Origin of the sequence: Kribbella sp. (assembly GCF_035687465.1) — a bacterium.
GTDB lineage: Bacteria > Actinomycetota > Actinomycetes > Propionibacteriales > Kribbellaceae > Kribbella.
In genome coordinates, this window is the sequence record NZ_DASRXP010000468.1 from 1 (window position 1) to 22,021 (window position 22,021).

15 protein-coding genes are annotated in these 22,021 nt (G+C 67.5%); 8 read left to right on the top strand and 7 right to left on the bottom strand.

Annotated elements, in window-relative coordinates; genetic code table 11:
* The first annotated feature begins 978 nt into the window (after positions 1–978).
* Positions 979–2,286: an NAD(P)/FAD-dependent oxidoreductase gene (locus VFG33_RS24495; RefSeq protein WP_325055287.1), complete on the top strand. Its 1,308-nt coding sequence runs from the start codon at positions 979–981 to the stop codon at positions 2,284–2,286.
* On the opposite strand, the gene VFG33_RS24500 is transcribed toward VFG33_RS24495, so the two are convergent.
* Positions 2,280–2,720, bottom strand: coding sequence for a MerR family transcriptional regulator (locus VFG33_RS24500; protein ID WP_325055288.1), 441 nt, complete (start codon positions 2,718–2,720; stop codon positions 2,280–2,282). The genes VFG33_RS24495 and VFG33_RS24500 overlap by 7 nt on opposite strands.
* Positions 2,721–2,754: 34 nt before the next feature.
* Positions 2,755–3,807, bottom strand: a complete 1,053-nt coding sequence (locus tag VFG33_RS24505; RefSeq protein WP_325055289.1) for an aminotransferase class V-fold PLP-dependent enzyme — start codon at positions 3,805–3,807, stop codon at positions 2,755–2,757.
* 95 nt (positions 3,808–3,902) lie between these two features.
* Here VFG33_RS24505 and VFG33_RS24510 point away from each other — a divergent pair, with 95 nt between their 5' ends.
* The 3 genes from VFG33_RS24510 to VFG33_RS24520 all read left to right on the top strand — a co-directional run bounded on the left by VFG33_RS24510 (position 3,903) and on the right by VFG33_RS24520 (position 6,108).
* Positions 3,903–4,661 (top strand): SAM-dependent methyltransferase, encoded by a 759-nt coding sequence (locus VFG33_RS24510; protein ID WP_325055290.1) that lies wholly within the window; start codon positions 3,903–3,905, stop codon positions 4,659–4,661.
* A gap of 59 nt (positions 4,662–4,720) precedes the next feature.
* Positions 4,721–5,761, top strand: coding sequence for an aldo/keto reductase (locus VFG33_RS24515; RefSeq protein ID WP_325055291.1), 1,041 nt, complete (start codon positions 4,721–4,723; stop codon positions 5,759–5,761).
* Positions 5,762–5,898: 137 nt separating this feature from the next.
* A complete protein-coding gene (locus VFG33_RS24520) occupies positions 5,899–6,108 on the top strand; it encodes a hypothetical protein (protein ID WP_325055292.1) in 210 nt (69 codons plus the stop codon).
* Positions 6,109–6,202: 94 nt separating this feature from the next.
* Here VFG33_RS24520 and VFG33_RS24525 read toward each other — a convergent pair whose 3' ends face one another.
* Together VFG33_RS24525 and VFG33_RS24530 are read right to left on the bottom strand one after the other, a co-directional pair.
* Positions 6,203–6,835 carry a response regulator gene (locus VFG33_RS24525; protein WP_325055293.1) on the bottom strand — a complete coding sequence of 211 codons (633 nt, stop codon included), beginning with the start codon at positions 6,833–6,835 and terminating at the stop codon, positions 6,203–6,205.
* Positions 6,832–8,163 carry a sensor histidine kinase gene (locus tag VFG33_RS24530; protein ID WP_325055294.1) on the bottom strand — a complete coding sequence of 444 codons (1,332 nt, stop codon included), beginning with the start codon at positions 8,161–8,163 and terminating at the stop codon, positions 6,832–6,834. The genes VFG33_RS24525 and VFG33_RS24530 overlap by 4 nt, the downstream gene beginning before the upstream one ends.
* Before the next feature lie 177 nt (positions 8,164–8,340).
* On the opposite strand from VFG33_RS24530, the gene VFG33_RS24535 reads away from it, so the two are divergent.
* The 3 genes from VFG33_RS24535 (at position 8,341) to sthA (ending at position 12,653) form a co-directional block, all read left to right on the top strand.
* A complete protein-coding gene (locus VFG33_RS24535; RefSeq protein WP_325055295.1) occupies positions 8,341–10,071 on the top strand; it encodes an ABC transporter ATP-binding protein in 1,731 nt (576 codons plus the stop codon).
* A gap of 199 nt (positions 10,072–10,270) precedes the next feature.
* The gene (locus VFG33_RS24540) at positions 10,271–11,116 is read left to right on the top strand and encodes a serine/threonine-protein kinase (protein ID WP_325055296.1); all 846 of its coding nucleotides are present in this window, start codon (positions 10,271–10,273) and stop codon (positions 11,114–11,116) included.
* Positions 11,117–11,243: 127 nt separating this feature from the next.
* Positions 11,244–12,653 carry a Si-specific NAD(P)(+) transhydrogenase gene (gene sthA, locus VFG33_RS24545; RefSeq protein ID WP_325055297.1) on the top strand — a complete coding sequence of 470 codons (1,410 nt, stop codon included), beginning with the start codon at positions 11,244–11,246 and terminating at the stop codon, positions 12,651–12,653.
* Between the two features lie 8 nt (positions 12,654–12,661).
* On the opposite strand, the gene VFG33_RS24550 is transcribed toward sthA, so the two are convergent.
* Positions 12,662–13,381 (bottom strand): siderophore-interacting protein, encoded by a 720-nt coding sequence (locus VFG33_RS24550; protein WP_325055298.1) that lies wholly within the window; start codon positions 13,379–13,381, stop codon positions 12,662–12,664.
* A gap of 96 nt (positions 13,382–13,477) precedes the next feature.
* Here VFG33_RS24550 and VFG33_RS24555 point away from each other — a divergent pair, with 96 nt between their 5' ends.
* On the top strand, positions 13,478–16,150 hold the full coding sequence (locus VFG33_RS24555) for a GNAT family N-acetyltransferase (protein ID WP_325055299.1): 2,673 nt from the start codon (positions 13,478–13,480) through the stop codon (positions 16,148–16,150).
* Here the strand turns inward: VFG33_RS24555 and VFG33_RS24560 are convergent.
* Positions 16,115–16,603, bottom strand: coding sequence for a hypothetical protein (locus VFG33_RS24560; protein ID WP_325055300.1), 489 nt, complete (start codon positions 16,601–16,603; stop codon positions 16,115–16,117). The genes VFG33_RS24555 and VFG33_RS24560 overlap by 36 nt on opposite strands.
* Positions 16,600–22,005 (bottom strand): PAS domain-containing protein, encoded by a 5,406-nt coding sequence (locus VFG33_RS24565; protein ID WP_325055301.1) that lies wholly within the window; start codon positions 22,003–22,005, stop codon positions 16,600–16,602. Before VFG33_RS24565 ends, VFG33_RS24560 begins: the two co-directional genes overlap by 4 nt.
* Between the last annotated feature and the right edge of the window lie 16 nt (positions 22,006–22,021).

Here is a 22,021-nt window from a genome sequence, read left to right on the forward strand (position 1 = left end):
CTGCGGGAGTGTGCTAGTCGACGTACTGGGTATCAAGGGCGCTTCGCGGCCCTTCGGGCTCGAACAAGTTCGACCCTTGACACCCACCACGTCGACCAGGGAAGGACGCAGCTACGCGGATCCGCGCTGACGTGTGAGCCGCATCCAGGGGAGTCCGTCCGCCCGGGTGGTTCCGGCGCATGGTGTGAGCTGCGTCTGGTGGTTCCGTCGGCCCGGGTGATGCGTTCGAGGTGTGAGCCGGGGGTTGACCACTGAGCTTGTTGGTTACCACCTGAGATTCTCGGGGGGTAACCAACAATCTGAGTGGGTAACCCCTCGGATTGGGCGCCGTGATCCGCGGGAGAAGGCCGGTGCCGGGCCGTTCGACCGATGCCGGGCTACTGGGCGCTATCGGTCGAACAACCCGCTACCGGCCCAGCCGGCGAGCAGCCCGCTGCCGAGTCGTTGGACCGATGCCGGTCTACAGGGCGGTATCGGTCGTACAGGCCGCTATCGGCCGGGGCGGTTCACCGGTGGGTCCGCCAGGTGGTGCGTGTCGGGCTCGCGGGTGTGCCGTAGGTGGGGGGTTTGCCGGTTGCCGGAGCAATGGGATCACCTGGACTGTGGCCGTACTTGTCAGCGGCTCCGGGCGTAGCTGCGTCTTCCCTGGTCGCGGTGAGGTGTGTCAAGGGTCGAACTTGTTCGATCGCCGAAGGCGACGCCAAAGGCGCCCTTGACTCACCTCACCGCGACCAGCACCATCACGCAGCCCGGCGACGCGAACCACCCACACCTACCGACCAACGAACCACGTCCACCTATGAACCCGCGAACCACCCACACCTCTGAACCCCTGAACCACCCGCGCCTGGCGTACCGCCGTACCGGCGTCGGCGTACGGCGTGGGTGGGTGGGTGGGCCGGGGGTGCTGTGGGAAGGGGACTGGGTGGTGCCCGTTTGGGCGAGCGGTCGAGGCGAGGCCGGGCTCACGATGGAGGGATGGGGAACGAGCGGGCAGTTGTGGTGGGTGGGAGTATCGCGGGGTTGCTGACTGCGGCTGTTCTGCGGCGGTGGTTCGATGAGGTCGTCGTGCTGGATCGGGACGAGTTGCCGACTGAGGCCGTGGTTCGCAAGGCGGTTCCGCAGGGACGGCACGCCCATGCACTGCTTGCTCGGGGCAACGAGTTGTTCGAGGATCTGGTACCTGGGTTCCGTGCCGAGATGGTCGCGCGGGGTGCGGTGGTGAACGATCAGCACGCTGACGTGCTCTGGTACAACGACCGCCACCTGCTCAAGCGGGCCCCGTCGACCCTGGCCGGGATCCTGGCCAGCCGTCCGCTGATCGAGTCCGTACTACGGCACAAGGTCGGCGAACTCTCCGGGATTGTGGCGACGGCGAATACCCCGGTCGAAGGACTGCTGATCGACGGTGACCGGTTGACCGGAGTACGGACGCCTGAGGGTGAACTCGCGGCCGACCTCGTGGTGGACGCCACGGGCAGGAGCAATCGGGGGCCTACCTGGCTCGCGGAACTCGGGTACGCCGCGCCGCCGGAGGACGTAGTACAGGCGGGAATCGTCTACAGCAGCAGGGAGTATCGGCGGGAGCCTGGTGCGGAAGACTTCGTGGGGATCGTCAGCGGACTGCATCCGGACAACCGGTTCGGGACCGGGACGGCCGCGATGGAGGGCGATCGCTGGATCGTCACCTTGATCGGGATGCAGGACAACCCGCCGCCGACGGAGTCCGGCGCGTTCGAGGACCACGCGGCGCGGGTGGACGGGCCGGAGCTGCATCGCCTGGTTCGCAAGGCCGAATCGCTCACCGAGGCCGCCGGTTTCCGCGTCGGTTCGAGCGTCCGGCGCCGGTATGAGAAGGCCGCGCGGCTGCCCGAAGGATTCATCGCGATCGGGGATTCGCTCTGCTTCGTCAACCCGGTCTACGGGCAGGGCATGACGCTGGCGGCACTGGCGGCGCAGTGGTTCGGGACCTGCCTGGAGGCGGGCCAGGACCAGTTGACCAAGCGGTACTTCGACGGCGTCACGAAGTTCGTCGACCAGGCCTGGAGCATGTCCGTCGGCGGTGATCTCCGCTTCCCCGACGTGGTCGGCGAGCGGACCCGGAGCGGTGCGCTGATCAATGCCTACCTGGGCCGGCTGCTCCGGGTCGCATCGGTCGACGCAGTGGTCGGGCGACGGTTCCTCGACGTGGCGAACTTCCTGTCCAAGCCGGAGTCGTTGTTCTCCCCCTCCATGCTCTTCCGTGTCGTCCGTCAGTATCGCCGTGCCGCGGAACCGCGCTACTGATTGGCGGCAGCGGCCTGCTGAGTGCCGGCGCCGGATCCGCCGACCCACAAGCCCTCGGCCGTACCGCTGGCGACCGCCTCGCTGTAGTAGTCGACCTTGTAGGTGATCACGTTCAGGCACTCGGTGAGTTCCTCGAGCTGGGTCCGGATGTGCTGCTGGTGGCTCTGTAGCAGCGCGAGCCGGTCACGCTCGTTACCCGGCCCCTGGCGGACCAGGTCGGTGTAGCGACGGATCGTTTCCAGCGGCATCCCGGACGAGCGGAACCGGACACACATCTGCAGCCAGTCGACGTCGTCCTCGGTGTAGATGCGCCGCCCGTTCGACTCGCGGCGGACCGGATCCGCCAGGATTCCCTCGCGTTCGTAGAAGCGCAGCGCGTGCACGCTCAGCCCGGTCCGCTCCGCGACCTGCCCGATACTCAGTCCGTCCGTCATGGCCGTCAGAATAGCCCGGAACCTAGAGCCGGCTCTAGGTAGCCTGAAGACCGTCCAGTGCCTCGAGCGCAAGCTGGACGTCTGCGCTGGTCGAGTAGACATGGAAAGAGACCCGCAGCTTCCCTCCACGAGCCGCAGCCCGGACTCCCGCCGCCGCGAAAGCCTCGTCCGCCCCGGGAACGGCCGCACTGACGATCGCCGAGTCGCTCGGTGCCATCCCGAGGCCCGAGCGGAACTCATTGGCCAGGGCCACGTTGTGCTGCTGGATCGTCTCGACACCGATCTTCTCGATCAACTCCAGCGACTCGGCGGCGGCGACGTAACTGAACCACGCGGGCGACTGGTCGAACCTTCGCGCGTCCGGAGCCAGCTCCATCGCGGTTCCGTAGTACGACGTGGCCACTTCGCGTCCGGCGTACCAGCCTGCGTTGGATGGGCGGAGGCGCTCCTGGAGTTCAGGCGAGAGGTAGCCGAGGGTGGCGCCGCGTGGCGTCATCATCCATTTGTAGGTGTGCGCGATCAGTGCGTCCACGCCACTCACGTCGATCGGCAGCCAGCCGACGGCCTGGCTGGCGTCGATCACCACCAGCGCCCCGACCTCCTTGCTCGCGGCAACCACTTCGGCGAGGTCGAGCACCGCCCCGCTGGCCGACTGCACAGCACTCACGGCGACCAGGTCGAGGCCGGGCTTGATGGCGTCGAGCAGGTGCTCGGTCGGCGCCGAGACGACCTGGACACCACGATCGGCGTGCACCATCCAGGGGAAGACATTCGAGGTGAACTCGATGTCGTCGGTCAGCACCTTCGCGCCGTCCGGCAGCGCCGCCGCGATCGGCGCCACCGCCGCCGACACCGTGCTGCCGACGAACACGTCCGCCGCGTCCGCACCCACCAGTCTGGCGAACGACTCCCGCGCACGGCCAGTGGACTCGTCCCACGGCTCCCAACTGGTGGCGCCCACCCGCCAGTCCCCCAGCGCCGCCTGCAACGCCTCCCAGGCAGGGCGCGGCGGCAGCCCGTACGACGCTGTGTTGAGCCAGCCGGGCTGCGGCTCCCAGAGGTCGGCGTAGTCCGAGACAGAGGTCATGGAGTCAGCTCCCTGATGGTGAATACGTGGCTCAATTCTCGTTCGATCGGCGGTCGCCCCGCTGCTAGTCTCAAAAGCCGGCAGAGAGGTTCCCCTTGTCTTCCACTGTTTCACCCACCTGGTACGAGGACTTCTTCACCGAGCTGCCGAACGAGTTCTGGCGGCAGGCCATCCCGCCCGACGCCACTGAAGCCGAGATCGACTTCGCCGAACGGCAACTCGGACTCACGCCGGGCGCGCGGATCCTCGACCTGCCTTGTGGCAGTGGACGCCACACGCTGATCTTTGCCCGAAAGGGCTATCTCGTCACCGGCTACGACATCTCGCCGGAGGCCATCGCGTTCGCTAAAGCGTCTGCTGCCGACCAAGGTCTCGACGTCGAGCTGGGCGTAGCCGAGATGCGCGAGATCCCCCGCGATACCGCCTTCGACGCTGTCGTCTGCCTCGGCAACAGCTTCGGCTATCTCGATCTGCCCGGCACCGAGGAGCTCGCGGCCACCCTCGCGAGCGCAGTACGGGCTGGTGGTGGACTGATGCTCGACATCAACACCGCGGCCGAATCAGTACTGCCCGGCTACAAATCCGAGCCGCGCACGATGGTCGCGGGCGACATCACCATGACGGGAACCACCGAGTACGACGTGACCAACAGCCGCCTGCTCAGCCACTACCGGTTCAGCCGTGGCACCGAGGCAGTGGACGTCACCGCCGTTCATCACCTCTACACGGTCGCGCACATCAGACACCTCCTCACCGAGGCCGGCTTCATCAACCTGGAACTCTTCAGCGACCCGGACGGCAGCCCGTACACCCTCGGCGACGGACGACTGCTCCTCACCGCCCAGCGCGCTTGACCTAGAGAGTGGTCTAGCTCCTAGGTTCGTGGGACATCACGAAGCTAGGAGCTCTCACCATGCGCTACCGCACACTCGGCGGGACTGGTATCGAGGTCAGCGTGCACTGCCTTGGCACCATGATGTTCGGTGCTGTCGGCAATCCCGACCACGAGGACAGTGCCCGCATCATCCATGCCGCGCTGGACCAGGGCATCAACTTCGTCGACACCGCCGACATGTACTCCGCCGGCGAGTCCGAGGAGATCGTCGGCAAGGCGCTGAAGGGGCGGCGTGACGACGTCGTCCTCGCCACCAAGGTGCATTTCCAGATGGGCGAGGGCCGCAACCGCAGCGGCAACTCGCGGCGCTGGATCATCAAGGAGGTCGAGGAGAGCCTGCGCCGACTCGACACCGACTGGATCGATCTCTACCAGGTGCACCGGCCGGACTATGACACCGACATCGAGGAGACGCTGTCGGTGCTGACCGACCTGGTCAGCCAGGGCAAGATCCGCGCCTTCGGCTGCTCGACCTTCCCGGCCGAGGACATCGTCGAGGCGTACCACGTCGCCGAGCGGCGCGGCCTCGGCAAGTTCCGCACCGAGCAGCCGCCGTATTCGCTGATGGCGCGCGGCATCGAGCGCTCGGTCCTACCGACCTGCCGGCGGCTCGGCATGGGTGTGCTGACGTGGAGCCCGCTCGCTTCCGGGTTCCTGTCCGGCAAGATCCGCAAGGACCAGCCGGTCGACCTGACCAGCGGACGGGCGGCCATCACCCCGTTCCGGTTCGACCCTTCGATCCCTGGGAACGCGGCCAAGTACGACGCGGTCGAGCAGTTGGTGGAAGTTGCCGACGGCATCGGATGCTCGCTGCCCGAACTGGCGTTGGCCTTCGTCGTCGCGCATCCGGCCGTCACCTCGGTGATCAGCGGACCGCGCACGATGGACCAGCTCGACGGCCTGCTCAAGGGTGCCGACCTCACTCTCGACGACGACACCCTCGACCGCATCGACGAGATCGTCCCACCCGGTACGAACCTCTACCACCCGGACGGCGCCTGGTCCCCCGTCAGCCTCACCGACCCCACTCTCCGTCGCCGCCCACCAGCAACCCGCTGACCGCCGAGCTACCCAGGCAGGCGGCGGGTCTGTGTCACCGACCGTCACGCCGCGACTGCGGCACCGCAAACCCGGCAACTGTCGGTGCGACACGGTTAACTGGAGACGCGCCCGCATCCCGAGCCGGAGGACGAACGATGAGCTTCGACAGACCAGGCCTGCCGCACCCCGGACACAAGGCGGAGGAGGTGGAGATCGACGAGGTCCTCACCGAGGACGGGATCGACCTGACCGACGGCGACCTGGACGGCCTGGACCGTCCCGGCGCAACCTCCGCGGGTCCCCAGCCCAACCCACCCCGCCGTCCTCCGCACCCCGACCCCGCCCCGGACAAGCCCGCCGTCTGATCCCTGCCTGCGCCGATGCACGACCTCCACGAGTCCACCCTCGGCGCCGGCTGACACCCACCCGCCGATCTGCTGCTGGGCTTTGAACCTAGGATCACTGGCCCCGAGGATTCGGTTCGTGCCGCTGGGCCCAGAGCGCGGCCTGGGTCCGGTCGGCGACGCCCAGGCGGTGGAAGATGCTGGTCAGGTGGGCTTTCACGGTCCTCTCGGTGATGCCGAGCCGACGGGCGATCGCCCTGTTGGGCAGGCCGGCCCGGAGCATCTCGAGCACTTCCTGCTCCCGGGCGGTGAAGGTGATCTCCTCGGGCCGCGCCCGCCTGCTGGTGAGCAACTCCCGAGCCGCCTTCGGGTCCAGCGGCGAGCCGCCGACGACCACCTGCCGGATCCCTCCGAAGATCGCCTCGGTGGCGGTGTTCTTGAGCAGATATCCCTCCGCACCGGCATCGAGGGCGGCCAGGATCAGGCTGCGGTCGCTGAACAAGGTCAGCACGAGTACGTGGATGTGAGGGTTGTCCGCGACGATGCGCCGGGTTGCGGCGATCCCGTCCGTGCCCGGCATCGACAGATCCATCAGGACGACGTCGGGACGCAGTTCGGCTGCCATCACGACGGCTTGTTCGCCATTGGTCGCGCTCCCGACCGGTTCGAGATCCTCGGTCGTGGCCAGCAACTGGCACAGCCCCTTCCGCACGATCTCGTGGTCATCGACGACGAGCACGCGGATCATCCGACCGGGACCTCGACCGTCACGCTGGTACCCCGGCCAGGCACAGCCCGGACCCGCAGGCTGCCACCGGAGGCTGCCATCAGATCGCTGGTCGATCGCAGGCCGAAGTGTCCGCTGCTGATCCCTTCCAGGAGCCGGGCCTCGTCGAAACCCTGCCCGTCGTCATCGACGACAAGCGTTGCCTGTCCGTCCCTGCATCCTGCCCTGATCACCACTTCCCGGGCACCGCTGTGGGTCGCCACATTCCGGACGGCTTCCTGGGCCGCGCGGAAGATCAGCGCTGTGGCGGCCGGCGGCAGGCCCTCCGCCTCGGCGGTCTCGAGCCGGACGTCCATACCGGCTCGTTCGAGTTCCTCCGCCAAGCCGGCCAGGGCACAGCCGAGCCCCACCTCGGCGAGGTTCTCCGGATAGAGGTCGACCAGCAGGGTCCGGAGAGTTCCGATGCTGCCCCGCAGCCGGGAAGTGCTCTCGGCGATCACGTGGTCGCGCTGTTCAGGGGACACGCCACCGAGCCGCAGCCGCTCCAGCGCGTAGTTGATGCCAGCGAGGTCCTGCACCACCCCGTCGTGCAACTCACCGGCCAGCCGGCGCCGCTCCAGGTCGCACGCCAGCGCGGCGTGCCGGCGCAGGCGCTGCCGCTCGCGCTGCTGACGCCGGTTCCGTCCGACCAGCAGCCACGCCACCGGGCACAGCGCCAGCACGAGGACCAGCAGCGCGCCGATCGCGGGCGCCGCCAACCGACGCAGGACGGCCTGACCTGCCTCCGTGACCTGCCGATAGCTGAAGTAGGCCTCGAACAGCAGGCGTTCCCCGGTCAATGCCTGCACTCCGACGTACACCTCGAGCAGTTTGCTGTCGGACGTCTCGAACAGGTTCTCGGAATGATCGAGATCGCTCACCTCGGACTGGCTGCTGCGGGAACGGAGCGCCTCGCTCTGTCCAGGCCCGAGCGGGAAGCGGGCGCCGATCAGACGCGGCTCGTCGGAGTAGACGATCCGCCCCTGCGCGTCCCAGACCTTCACCCGGAGCAGGTCGCCCTTGATCACGTAGCGGCGGATCGCCTGGTCGAATGCGGACAGTGCGGACCGCTCACTGGTGATGACCCCGGAATCCAGCCGGGGCTCCACAACCTCCCGGGCAGTCGCGAACGTTGCCTGACGCGCCGACTGGACCGCTTGCGCCGTTCCGGCCTGCCAGCCGACGAGACCGACCAGAGCGGTCAGCACGATCAACATCACCAGCGCCGCGACCGCGAAGCGGATCAGCAGGCCGGCGGCCTCACGATCCACTCTCGCCGGACGGCGAGACTTCCCCCAAAGTGTCCCCATTTCCACTCCCCCGAATGCCCCTCCTTTCGGATCATAGGCCTGTCTGTGCGGAGTAAGCAGTCCCTGAGGTATCCAGACTTTCACCGTGGTTGAGTGCTCACAGAAAGCAATGAAAATGGGTGGTACTAGCACAAAAGTGCAATGGCGCAATGGTGATGACGCGACGACGGTTGAATCATGAAATGGCCGCTCTGCCTCAGTGTCGCGGGCCCCTCAGCCCGTCCGCACTCCCTGGCGCTGGGTGGTGCGGCCGGCATCGTCGTCCTGCAGGTCGGCCTGCAATTGCTGCGTCCCTGGCCACTGGCAATCGCGGTGGACTATGCACTGGGTGGAAAATCGGTGACGGGGCGTCTCGAATTCCTGGCAGGGATCGAACCTGCGGAATTGCTGATACTGGCAGCCGTCGCGACTGTCTTCCTCACGACGGTCAACGGCCTGCTCGACATGGTCAGCCTGCGGCTGGCCGAGGGCGCGGCCGAACGGATCGGCGCGGACCTCCGGGCCACGATGTTCGAGCGCACGATGACCCGCTCACTGCGGTGGCACGACCGGATGCGCAGCGGTGAACTGCTGTCCCGGCTGACCACTGACGTCGGCCGGGTCCTGGACGGCGTCATCGCGATCGCGACTTCCTTCCTGCCCGACGCGGTGATGCTGGTGAGCGTCCTCGTACTCCTCCTGGCGTTCGACCCCGGCCTGCTGCTGATCGGCCTGCTGGTCATCCCCCTCCTGGCCGCACTGGCCGTGCGCCAGCGCGCACGGATCCGGGCCGTGCAGCAGGACGCCAGGGCGGAGTCAGGCCGGATGGCTGGGGCAACGACCGATCTGTTGCGCAACGTCCGGGCCGTGCAGGCGTTCGCCCGGACTGATCACGCCATGGCGGCGTACGGCGAACGCAACCAGTCCGTGCTCGATGTCGAACTGCGCGCGATCAGGGTGGACGCCCGCTGGACCCCGATGGCCGACGTCCTGCTGTCGATCGGGTCCGCGCTGGTCCTCGTCGTCGGCGGCCTGCAGGTGCTGGACGGTGCGATGAGTGTCGGCGAACTCCTGGTCGTGACCGCTTACCTGCGCGACCTCTACTCGCCGGTCCGCGGACTGACCCGGCTGTCGGCCGTACTGGCCAAGGCCGGTGCCAGCGCGACCAGGGTGCAGGACGTGCTGGAGTGCGACGAGGCCGTGACCGACAAGCCCGGTGCCTGGACCGCGCCGGCGCTCACTCAGGACGTCCGGTTCGAGAAGGTTGGTTTCCGCTACGAGCCGGAACAACCGGTCCTGGACGACTTCAACCTGCGGATCGCCGCTGGCGAGACCGTCTGCCTGATCGGCCCGAGTGGCATCGGCAAGAGCACGGTCCTCCACCTCCTGCTCCGGCTGTACGAGGTCAACACCGGCCGGGTCCTGATCGATGGGGTGAACGTCCGGTACTGCGACCAGCGCACCGTGCGGAACCGGTTCGCCTATGTACCGCAGGATCCCTGGTTGCTCGATGCAACAGTCGCGGAGAACATTGCCTTCGGCAACCCGGCGGCCACCCGCGCCGACGTACTCGAGGCCGGCCGAACAGCACAGGTGGACGAGTTTATCGGCCGGTTGCCACAGGGCTATGACACCTCACTGGGGGAGAGCGGCGTCCGGCTGTCCGGTGGCCAGCGCCGTCGGATCGCCATCGCCCGGGCAGCCGTGTCAACAGCACCGATGCTGCTGCTGGACGAGCCGACGGCATCGCTCGATCCCCGGTCGGCCGCTGCGGTGGTCGAGGCGATCCGGTTCGCCACGTCGCATCGCACCGTGCTGCTCGTCACCCATGACCGCGGCCTGGCCGCCATTGCCGACCGGGTCGTGACACTGGCCCGCCCGTCGGCCGACCGACCGATCAAGATCTCCACCAGCAAGGAAGGGGGGTGAACACCATGCCTCGGATCGAACCGATGATGCACGGCAGACACGGCCGGAAGCATCGCCGCAGGCGCGGTAGCAAGTCGCGCAGCTGGAGTCGCAGCTGTAGCCGCAGTCGTAGCCGTAGCAGAGGCTGCTGAGGTTCAGCAGACCGTCGGCCGCCGAGGGATTCTCGGCTGTCGACGGTCTCCACTCGGAGGAGGCAGAAGTGGAACAGCTCGATGCCGAGGACGGCCTGGCCGTCTGGGAGTTCGTGGAAGGTTCCGAGCTGCCAGGTGGAAATCTTGCCGTCGAGCGCCTCGGCGTCGGGATGCGGTGCGAGACCTGGCTGGTCTGGAATCCCGGTCTGTGGTGCCCCGCCGTCCTGAAGCTCGCCCGCCCCCACCAGGTCAGCCATCCTCGAGCGGTGCGCACGCTGCGCCGGGAGACGGCCGCACTCCAGGGCAACGTCCATCCATCGCTGCCCCGGCTCCTGGGCGACGGTACCGGCGAACCGGTCCCCCACATCCTGGTCGAATACATCGACGGTCCGGCACTGGACGAGGAACTCGACGAGAACGGCCCGCTCGATCCGGAGGATGCGGCCCTGCTCGGCGCCCAACTGCTGCCGGCCGTCACCTCGTTGCACGCCCGGGGCCTGGCCCACCTCGACCTCAAGCCGGAGAACGTCGTACTCCGCGATGCGCGACCGGTCCTGCTCGATTTCGGGACCGCGCGGCCGATCGGCTCGTTGCAGCCGGCCGGTCATCCGGTCGGCACGACGGGCTACGTCGCGCCGGAGCAGGAGGCGTGCGAACCAGTCTCGATCGCGATGGACCTCTACGGTCTGGGAATGGTTCTGGCCGAGGCGGTGACCGGCGAACCGCCGGCGACGAGAGCCGGGATCCCACCCTCGTTGCTCGCTCCCCTGATCAGGCAACTGCTGGCTGACCAACCCGCCGAACGGGGCACCACACCCGGCGTACTGGTCGCCTTGGCGGATGCCGCCGGGGAGCTTCGCCCCTGGCCCCTGTGGCTGGACCGCCATCTCGCCATTTCCCAGCCGGTGCCCTGAGCGCTCCGGGGTGCGGCTGCGGGGTCGTGCAAAGTTCCTCGAGGATTCCTCGGGAGTGCCTTGCTAGGGGGTGGCTGGACAGGGAGCCTGAGGGGACTGGTTCTGCTGTCTGCTGTTGGGAGCTCGGATGTACGACTACGACCTCGTGGTGATCGGCTCCGGGCCGGGTGGGCAGAAGGCGGCGATCGCGGGCGCCAAGCTCGGCAAGACGGTCGCGGTGGTGGAGCGCGGCTCGATGATCGGCGGGGTCTGTGTGAACACCGGGACCATCCCGTCGAAGACCTTGCGGGAGGCGGTCCTCTATCTGACCGGGATGGCGCTGCGCGACCTGTACGGCGCGAGCTACCGGGTCAAGTCGGACATCACCATCGCCGACCTGATGTCCCGGACCCAGCACGTCGTCGGCCGGGAGGTCGAGGTGGTCCGTTCCCAACTGCTCCGCAACCACGTGGAGCTGCTGCACGGTACTGCGAGCTTCCTGGACGCCAATACCCTGAAGGTCACCGGACCCGGGCGCGGCGAGACCAGTACGATCACGGCCGCGAAGATCGTGATCGCCACCGGCACCAGTCCCGCCCGACCACCGCAGATCGAGTTCGACGACCGGTACGTGCTCGACTCGGACGCGATTCTCAAACTGGAGAAGGTGCCGAGCTCGATGGTGGTGGTCGGCGCCGGGGTGATCGGGATCGAGTACGCGTCGATGTTCGCGGCGCTCGGCACCCGGGTCACCGTGGTGGAGAAGCGGGACCGGATGCTGGAGTTCTGCGATCCCGAGGTGGTCGAGTCGCTCAAGTTCCACCTCCGCGACCAGGCCGTCACCTTCCGGTTCGGCGAGGAGGTCGAGCGGGTCGAGGTGTCCGACCGCGGCACGGTCACCTCGCTCGCGAGCGGCAAGCGGATCCCCGCCGAGATGGTGATGTACTCCGCCGGCCGGCAAGGCGTCACCGACGAGCTGGACCTGGCCGCCGCCGGCCTTGAGGCGGATTCCCGCGGCCGGATCAAGGTGGACGAGCACTACCGGACCAGCGTCGAGCACATCTACGCGGTGGGCGATGTGATCGGCTTCCCCGCGCTTGCGGCGAACAGCATGGACCAGGGCCGACTCGCGGCGTACCACGCGTTCGGCGAACCGGCCCGTGAGCTGGCCGGGCTGCAGCCGATCGGCATCTACACGATCCCCGAGGTCTCGTACTGCGGCGCAACCGAGGAGGAGCTCACCCGCTCCTCGGTCCCTTACGAGGTGGGCGTCTCCCGCTACCGCGAGCTGGCCCGTGGGCAGATCCTCGGCGACACCTACGGCATGCTCAAACTGCTGGTTTCCACCGAGAACCGCACCCTGCTCGGCGTCCACGTGTTCGGCACCAACGCGACCGACCTCGTCCACATCGGCCAGGCGATCATGGGCTGCGGTGGCACCGTCGACTACCTGGTCGACACCGTCCTCAACTACCCGACCCTCTCCGAGGCCTACAAGGTCGCCGCCCTAGACGTCACCAACAAGATCAGAGCCCTCGAGGCCTTCGGAACCGAGTGATCAGCCCTTCAGGCCGCGCGCCAGTAGCCCAGGGCCTTTACGCGTTCCTTCGGCAGGTTGAGCTCCTTCAGCAGGTACGACGTGAGGGTGCGGGTGGTTTGCGTGTCGCAGGCGATCCAGACGAAGGCGCCGCCCGGATCGCCGATCAACCGCGGCAGGTTGGCCTTCACGTCGGCGATCAGCTGGTCGTCCTTGCGGGGAACCGTCCGCAGGTCGTGGTGCTCAGGGTTCAGCCGCAACGGAAGGTCGTGGTCGGACTCGTGCGAGGTCTCGAACCAGATCGTCGCCGACAGCTCCGGCGCTACCCCGAGCAAGGAGTTGATCGCCGGCAGCGAGGCCGGATCACCGATCACCAGCATCCTGACCGGCAACGGGTCGGGGACGTCGAACCCGGTGCCCTGGACTGTTGCCTCGATGACGTCACCGGGCTCGGCCCTGCGGGACCAGTCGGACGCGCAACCGTCATGCAGCGCGAACTCGACGCTGAAGGTTCCGGCTGCCACGTCCGGGTCGACCAGCGTGTACGCCCGCTGGTGCGGTTTGCCCGCATTGTCGAACCAGAACCGCACCCACATCGTCGGATGGATGCCGATCGCCTCCAGCAGGCCGCCGTCGGTGAAATGCACGCGGCGATAGCGTTCGGTCACCTGCTCGGCACCCGTCACGGTGAACTTGAAGTCCTTGCCCCGGAACAGCTTGAGGACCACACCTTCCCAACCATGCCCCACAACTGCCTCCTGTCGGCGAGACCGGTCAAAATGGGCATTGCGGCCCAACACGCTGACTTGTAAGTTAGCGCAGCCTAACCTAATTACCGAGCCTCCATGAAGGGACGGCGAGTGAACGCCAAGGTCTTCCGGGACATCTGGGGTGTCCCGCATTTGAGGGCCGGCGATCCGCTCGCGCTCGCCTACCTCCAGGGCCTCAACGCGGCTGGTGACCGCGCGTGGCAACTCGAGCTGGAGCGACGCCGCTTCCTCGGCACCAGCGCCGCCTTCCTCGGCCGCGAGGCGATCGGCTGGGACACCTTCGCCCGTCAGGCCCGCCTCGGCGAGACCGCCGAACGCTGCTACCAGGCCCTCGACGAACCCACCCGCGAGTGGATCTCGGCGTACGTGGCCGGCGTGAACCACGGGATGCCCACCGGCGCCCAGCGCGCCCCGGAGTTCGCGGCGACGGGACTGACGCGCGAGGAGTGGGAGCCGTGGGCGCCGCTCGGCATCTGGATGGGCATCCACATCCTGTTCGCCGGCTTTCCCAGCAAGCTGTGGCGCGAGCACGTCGTCAACCACCTCGGTGAGGCGGCCGCCGATCTCTTCAACTCCGAAGGCCCCCGTACTGCGGGCAGCAACGGCTGGTTGATCCCCGGGGATCACACCGTGACGGGATCCGCGATCATCGCGGGCGATCCACATCGCTACATCGAGAGCCCGGGGATCTACCAGCAACTCCGGTTGTCGTGCCCGGAGTACGACGTGGTGGGGCTCGCGGTTCCGGGGATTCCGGGGATCGCGCACTTCGGGCACACCGGCGGGGTCGCGTGGGCGATCACCAACGCGATGGCGGACTACCAGGACCTCTACCGCGAACAACTCCGCCGCACCTCGTCCGGAGTCGAGGCACTCGGACCGGACGGCTGGCAGCCGGCGACCGTTCATACCGAGGTGATCGAGGTCGCCGGCCAGGATCCGGTGCAGATCGAGGTGATCGAAACCGCCCGCGGCCCGATCATCATCGGCGGCCCGGACCAGAGGGAAGGCGGAGGCGGAGAGCCAGGACAGGGCGGCGCTGGCGGACTCGGGCAGGCGACCAGTCTGCGGTATCCGCCTCGGGTTACTGGGCGGCTGGGGTTCGAGGCGCTGCCTAAGTTGCTGAGGGCAACCACTGTCGCCGACGTGGACGAGGCGTTCAGCGACTGGGCTGAGCCGGTCAACGTGGTGATGGCCGCGGACACCTCCGGCGGCCTGCTCCATCGGACCGCCGGAATCGTCCCGACGAGACACCCGGACAACGAACAGCGCGTAGTACCGGCTTGGGAAGCCAAGTACGAGTGGCAGGGCTGGTACGAGCCGATGCCTCGGGCAACGGTCGACGGGTACGCCGTGATGGCCAATGCCCGTGAGCTGGCCAAGGACCTGGGGGACGAGTTCGCGGCGCCACACCGATCCCACCGCATCCGCGAGCTGCTGACTTCGCGAGACGCGTGGACCATCGCCGACATGCCGTCCATCCACACCGACACCTGGCTCGGTTCAGCCGGCGGCATCCTGGATCTCCTGGCAGGGTTGGAAGAACTCTCCCCGCCGGCCGCGTTACTGCGAGCCCGTCTGCAGGACTGGGACCGGCGAATGGATGCCACCAGCAACATCGCCTCCACCTATGCCGCAGTCCGGAAGGCGCTCAGCCGGCGTCTCGCGGAGCACCCGAGCATCGCTGTGCTCGACCAGGATTCCGGCTGCCCGGAGATGTTCATGCCCTGGATGGACACGCTCACGCACACCTCCTTCGCGTTGGAGAACCTGCTCACCACCGACCTGCTGCCCGAGCTCGACCTGAGCCGGCTGGCCCACGAGGCCCTCGAGGAGGTCACGGCCAAGAAGCCCCGCGGACCGTGGGGCGAAACCCACCAACTCTCACCACTGCATCAGCTGCGCGGCCCTCTGTTCGCCCCGGACGAGGAACCACTGGACCTCGGGCTCTCAGGAGATCACCACTGCGTGATGTCCACCTCGGCACTGCCCGGTCTCACCGACGTCTGTATCCGTGGCTCGGCCGCCCGCTTCGCCTGGGATCTCGCCGATCGCTCGAACAGCAGGTGGATCGTCCCGCTCGGCGCCTCCGGCGTACTGGGCGACCCGTTCCACCACAACCAGTTGCCCCTCTACCTCCGCGGCGACCTGGCCCCGATCGAAACGGCGTGGGACAAGCTCACCCCCGAAGACCTCGCCTTCGAAAGGACTGTCCCCGGCTTCGGTACGGTCCAGATCATCCCTTCGGATCCTGAGCGTGACCTCGACCTGATCTACGACTGGGTCTCGGCCGATCGCGCCCAGTACTGGGGCATGGGTGGGGAATCACGCGAGAGCGTCGCCGGGATCTACCAGTTCCTGGACTCGCTGCCCACCCATCACGTCTACCTGGTGCAGCGCGACGGAGTACCCGTCGCTTTGCTGCAGACCTACGATCCGCAGGCTGACCCGGTCGGCGAGGCCTATCCTGTTGAGGCCGGGGACATCGGTGCCCACCTGCTGGTGGCGGCGGGCGAGCCGCGCCGGGGCTTCACCGGTCACCTGCTCCAGGCGATCGGCGAGTTCCTGCTCATCCAGCAAGGCCATCCGCGCCTCGTGGTCGAGCCCGATGCACGCAACGACAAGGCACTCGATCGCCTCAAGCGCTGTGGATTCGAGCTTGGTCCGGTGACCGACGTCCCGCAGTACGAAAAGCCGCCGAAGCGCGCCCAACTAGCCTTCCTGACCAGAGACGCCTTCGCCCGCTGATCGTTCCAGCAAATCGGTGATCGCCGGGTTCTGTGACAAGCGGGGATAGCGCACCGACAACTCGTCCACCAGCCGCGCCGCGAACCCGCGAGCGGCGAGGGACAGGTCTGGCAGTGAGGTGGACACCACCTCGGGGGTGAAACTCGCACTGATCTGGATCAGCTCTCGCCCACGATCGAACCGCAGTTGCTCGTCTGCCTCCGTGAAGGAGTAAACGGCGCTGCTCCCCGGCGGGGACAGTTCTTCCGTGATCCCGACGATCGACGCGGCGAAGTGCAGCAGCGGAACCCAGCCGAACCGGGTGCTGATCTCGTCCGCGCCGACGGAGATACTGACGTCGCCGGGAAAGCCGGACCACCAGAGGTCGGACTTGGCAGCCGTACCGACATCGTGACCGTGTTCCCAGCCCTGAAGAGTCGCCGGATCCGTGAGGCGGTAGCCGAAGCTGATCATCGCGACCTGTCCACTGGGTGCACGGTCCGGACGCTACCAGTGGGATCCACCCAGACGCGGACCCGACCAGTGCCGCTCTCGCCGATGACAACGCCCGGGCCGAAGTCGTACTCATGGGCGGAAAAGCCGGTCTCCGCGTCCTGGTCGATCGGGATCGGCGCCCGGTCGACCACGTCTTGCGCCAGGAGCCCCAACTGGTCGAAGTCGAAGTCCGGGTGGAACTTGGTCCCCATCGCAGGCGACCCAGCAGAGTGCCTGGGCATGATGTGGAGCTCCACCTGCTCCTGCTCGAGCCGCACCGGACCGCCGTACGGCGACAACTGCCCGGTGGCGGCCTGCTCGGTGACGTGGCGTTCGACGACGTCCCGGACCATCGGCTCCAACTGTTGCCTGCGGCCCGCATCCTCAGCCAGCCGGAGCTCCTCGACCAGCTCCCGCATCTTCGCTTGGTAGAGGCGCCGCCGGGCCGGATCGTGTCCTTCGTAGTGCTCCTGCAGCTCGAGTTCTTGATCCAGGTAGAGCATCTCCCCCATCCGGCCCTGCTCGTGCGGGGTGAAGTCGCCTTCGGGCGTGAGCCTGGAGAGTTCGCGGATCTCGTGCACGATAGCCCTGCGCAAATCCTCCGCTTTGATCCGGTCGGACACCGTCACGACGGCGTCCTCGGTCCCGCCAGTCAGCCGGTACGCCGCTGGGTGGCCGTCGGCGACCGGTCCAACCGTGAAGCGGACCACGATCGTCTTGGCGGTATTGGTGGTCACCTCGACCACCATCCCGTCACCGATCGGAGACAGCGCGACGACACCGGCGTAGGGGCGCAGCTCGGAGTCTGCGAGCGCTCGCTTCACCTGCTGTGCGAGAACCGCGTGGTCCTGAACGGGATCATCGGCAACGAATCCTCCGAGTTTCGCCGCGTTGCCTCCACTGCCGATGGCGCCGAGGGTCGTTCCCGCGGAGCCACGGTCACTGGCCGGCGTGATCGCCTCGCCGGGCAGGTCGCCCCTGGACAGCGGGAAGAGCGGCTGCGGATGAACCGTGGCCGACAACCCCTCGGCCTCCACCGCCGCGGCCACCGCGGTGGTGAACGGCAGCGTGCTGCCGGTCGAGTTGTAGAGGCTCCTGAGATTCACACCGGCCTCGTCAGCCAGTTCGGCCAGACGTGGGTGCAGCGTCGCGAACGCCTCGGCGAATCCGCCGTCCTCCGGGTCGCCGTGCAGGCTGCCGTCCGGCAAGGCCTGGTAGTGGCGCATGCGTCCATCGGGGTCTGTGACGGTCAGCAGGATCTCGACCTGCTGTTCGCGGGCACGGGTGAGCGCATCGGTCAACACCTTCGACGGAGCGGCCGGATCGGCGATTACCCACGGCCGGACCGTCAGGTACTGCTTCGCCGGTGGCGCCGCATTGTCTGCCGTCCAAGGCGTCGTGACCGTCTCGCCTCGCTCCATCCGGGCGATCATCGCGTCGTACTCGTGCTGGAACATCGTCAAGGAGGCCTCACCGGTGGCTGCCCCCGGCACCCGGACGACGCGGCGAGACGACTCGCCACCCCCGCGCTTCAGGCTCTTCCGCTCGACGGTCAGGTCGTAGCTGACGCGGACCCGGGCCGTCACCACGGTCCCCTTCTCGAACCTGCTCCGCTCCCGCCGCACACCGTTGAGATCGCCGACCCGGTCCGACACCTGCTCGCCGGCCGACAGGCCACCACTCACACCCAGCTCGTTGAGTTGACTGGACTCGTCGCCGCTGGTGGACAGTCCGCCGCTGAGCGGGAGCAGCCGGCCGAGCGACACCGCGGTCGAGGTCGTCCACTCGCTCCGGTTGACCTCACCGAGCTCGGTGTCGCCGAGAGGGCCGGTAACCGGCTGGACATCCGAGACGTTCGCTTCGACCGTGACCTCGACGACCTGGTTCGCGTGCCCTGGCACGGGCAGCGGTGTCATCGCGTAACCCTGCCCGGTCGCCATCCGGGAGAACGTGGCGTTCCGGGCGGAAGCCGAGAACTGGTTCGCCAGCTCGGCCCGATACATCCGTACGCCGATCGGATTCAGCAGGTCCGCGCGGGCGAGAACCTTACTGACCGCGTCGAGCAGTTCGTCGCTGACCGGATTACCCCGGCCGAACGGCGTCGTACTTTTGACGACGTAGCTGCTGGGCAAGGTCGGCCGACGGTGATCGACCAGCTGGGCTGGAGTCGTCTCGGCTTCGGCGTTGTGTCCGTGATCGACCAGTGCCGCCGGAATGAGCTGGACGACCTCGCCGAGGAGCTCCGCACGGAAGACCTCTTGCTCGTTCAGCGAACCACCAGCCCAGCCGACGGCGCGTCGTACCAGGCCGTGAGTGTCGGGCTGCTCAAGGGTCACTTCGATCGTCAGCTGCAGAACGCGGCGGATCCGTTCCCTCTTGGCGAAGCTGGCGATGCGTTCCAGCCGGGTCGACTGGTGACCGACTTCCGCCGTGACTCCTCCGCTTCGATCGGTCCCCAGCGTGCTGGAGCCGCCGTGGCCGGTTTCCAGATTTCCCGATCCGCCGATCGACCGCCCGATGCCCTGCGAGCGGCGCAACCACTCGTAGAGGTAGCTCTGGGAGATGGCGCCCGCTTCCTGGGTCTCGCCAAGGCTCTCGGCAGTGCCGTCGACGAACTTCGCCTTGATCCGCACGCTGATCTTCTGCTGCGAACCACCGCCCGGCCGCGTGAGCGGGTAGCTCCGGACGAGCCCACCCGGACTCAGCATGTCGTCGATCCGGCCCCACCACCGGGCGCCGCCCAGTTCCCTGAAGAAGCTCGTCGCCAGCACAGGATCCTGCTCGACCGGCACTCCCGCCGACTCCACGACCGCCGTCACCGTGTCCAGAAGTTCTGCGTCGTCCGACAGCGTGACGCTCTCGACCGGGTCGCCGCCGAGTGAGGTGCGGTAGTCCTCAGGCAGCGCCACGAGTTGCGGGATCTTGCCCAGGCCGACCGCTCGCTCCAGCACCAGGTTCAGCTTCTCCGCGGCCGTAACCATCATCGGCGTCGGCCGGGGCCCAACTGTGGCGGCAACCTTGGCTGTCAGCACCTCGGGGGTGTGCCGCTCGCTCAAAGCCGGCGCAGGTGCAGCCGCAGCCAGGTCCGCCCGGTAGCGTCGCAACAGCGCAGGCAACGTCTTGCGGTCGAGGGACAACTTGTCGTTGAGAAACCGCTCCACAGCATCCGCGACCATGTGCACCGGCAGCGCCAGCTCACCCTCGCTGTAGAAGCGCAGGGCGTCGCGCTCCGGGACTTGGAACACCGTCTGCCCCGGCGCATGCACCGACTCGGTGGCGCCGGTCACGTTCCCTGTGACCGTTCCGTCGCTGACCTGGAGGTCGAAGTCCACCGAAGCCTTGAAGACGTAGTGCCGGCCGACCTCGATCGTCAGCTGTTCAGCACCCCAGATCTGTCCCACGCTGGTGGACGTGACCCTGCTCTCCGAGCGACGACCGGCCAGCCCACCGCCCGATGCTTGATCGCCGACCCCTCCGGCCGAGCCTGTCCAACTGCTACCGGTGGAGGTCGCGCTGGTCATCCCCTGACTGCTCAGCGACAGATTGATGTGGCCGGCCACCCCATCGGTCACCCCGACGTGTTCCACATCCCGGATCTCGCCCACCAGCGAGACGCGCGCCTGCCCCGGCACCACGCCGCCACGGACGACCACCTGGGTCCGGTACGGCGTACTGGTCCAGCCCGGGTGGGACATCAGACTCCTCGGATTGAGGAACGACGCGAGGTGACGCAACGCGGTGTGGTCCATCCGGATCGACGGCGGCAGTGAGTCCAGCAAGTTGCCGGTATCCAGGCCCAGCAGAATCGCCCGGTCGAGCACCTTCGCGGCAACCGGGCCGTCGACCGACCTGTACGGCGTACTCGTGGTTGCCGAAGGTTCGTCGGAGGGCAGGAAGTCGCTGTCCATGAGTACGCGGGCACCGGTCCCCTGCGTACCTTTGTGGACGGAGATCTTCTTGCCATCGTCCAACTGCGTGACCGTCAGCTTGTGCGGGATCTCGAACACCGCGACCGGGGACTTGCTCTCCACCAACGTCACCTGGTTGACCGTGCCGCCCGTCACCCAGTTGAGAGCGCGGCCCAGCGACGACCTGCTGTACGAGAAACCGGTCGAGCCACCAAGCCCACCAGCCGCGTCACCGCTGAGGCCGAGTTTGGCCGACCAGGGCAGTGACTTCGCTCTGCCGCCGGACCGACCGGTGCTGTTCGATCCGATGTTGAGGATGACGACCGCCTCGTCGGTGGTGACGCCGATCGCCTTGTGTGCGGAGTAGTCCGGCTCGATGTCGATGCGCAAAGTGATGCTCTCCGTCGCGTGCCCGAGCCGCGGCCGGACCAGGGTGAGCTGCAACCCGGTCTGTACTGCAATGTCGTACCCCGTCTCCAGGCGGAGCGCGGAGAACTGGTTCCGGACCTCGGTCAGATTGAGCAGCTGACCCAGCCGCTCAACCGGGTCTTCCGACAGCTTCGTGAGATCGGGCTCGCCGTTTGCGTCCAACGGCGGAAGGTATCCCTGCTTGCTGAGATGCTTTGCGACATCCGGGAGAGCCTCGTCCCCACCGGTGAGCGCCTGCACCGCCCAGGGCCCCGGACCTCTTAGCTGGCCGGCCGCGATTCCCGTCCAGGAAGGAAGTTCGAGCTTGCGGCTGGGATCTGTTCTCGGGTCACCTTGCACCACCTGTCGGCCGTTCTCGATGACCGGCCTGCCATCGGCATCCTTGACCACAGCCGTGGCATCCACCGGAAGGCCGTAGCGGTAGGCATCATTCACCTGGAACCGCAGCAACGCCTCGGTACTGGCCTTCACCTCTTCGGCCACATCGTTGCCTAGCGCAATGGTCACCGTATGGTCGAGCACGACTCGATAGGCCTGCGTCGGTCCGGTGTACCGCTGCACGCCGACCTGGATCGCCGTACCACCCGCACTCAGCGAACCCGAGCGCGCAGTACTCCGACTGCTCTGCACGGACGGCCCGACCCCTACCCCCGAGCCACCGACATCGGCCGCTCCGGCGCCGGCGCCTGCCGCCACCGAGGTCGTCGTACTGTTCGACTGATCTCCGGAGTTGCCGCTGAACCCGACCCGAAGGCGTTCCTGCCAGTGGTCCTCACTTTGCGCGCCGACCGGTTCCGCCTGCTGGTATCTGACTTCGGTCTTGATCAGCAGATGGCCCACCGGCTGACCGTCGACCACCAACGGCCTGATCAGCCCGTGGCCGGTCGACTCTCTCAGTTCGCCCGCCAGATCATCCACCAGCGCGTGGTGGATCTGATCACTGACGTGATTGGCGAGCGACCCGAGTCGGCCGGCGACCTTCCGGCGTACTTTGTTGCTCAAGGCATCCAAGCCGTCCAGCGCGCTGATCACGTGCTCAGTCATGTTCTCGCTGCGCTGC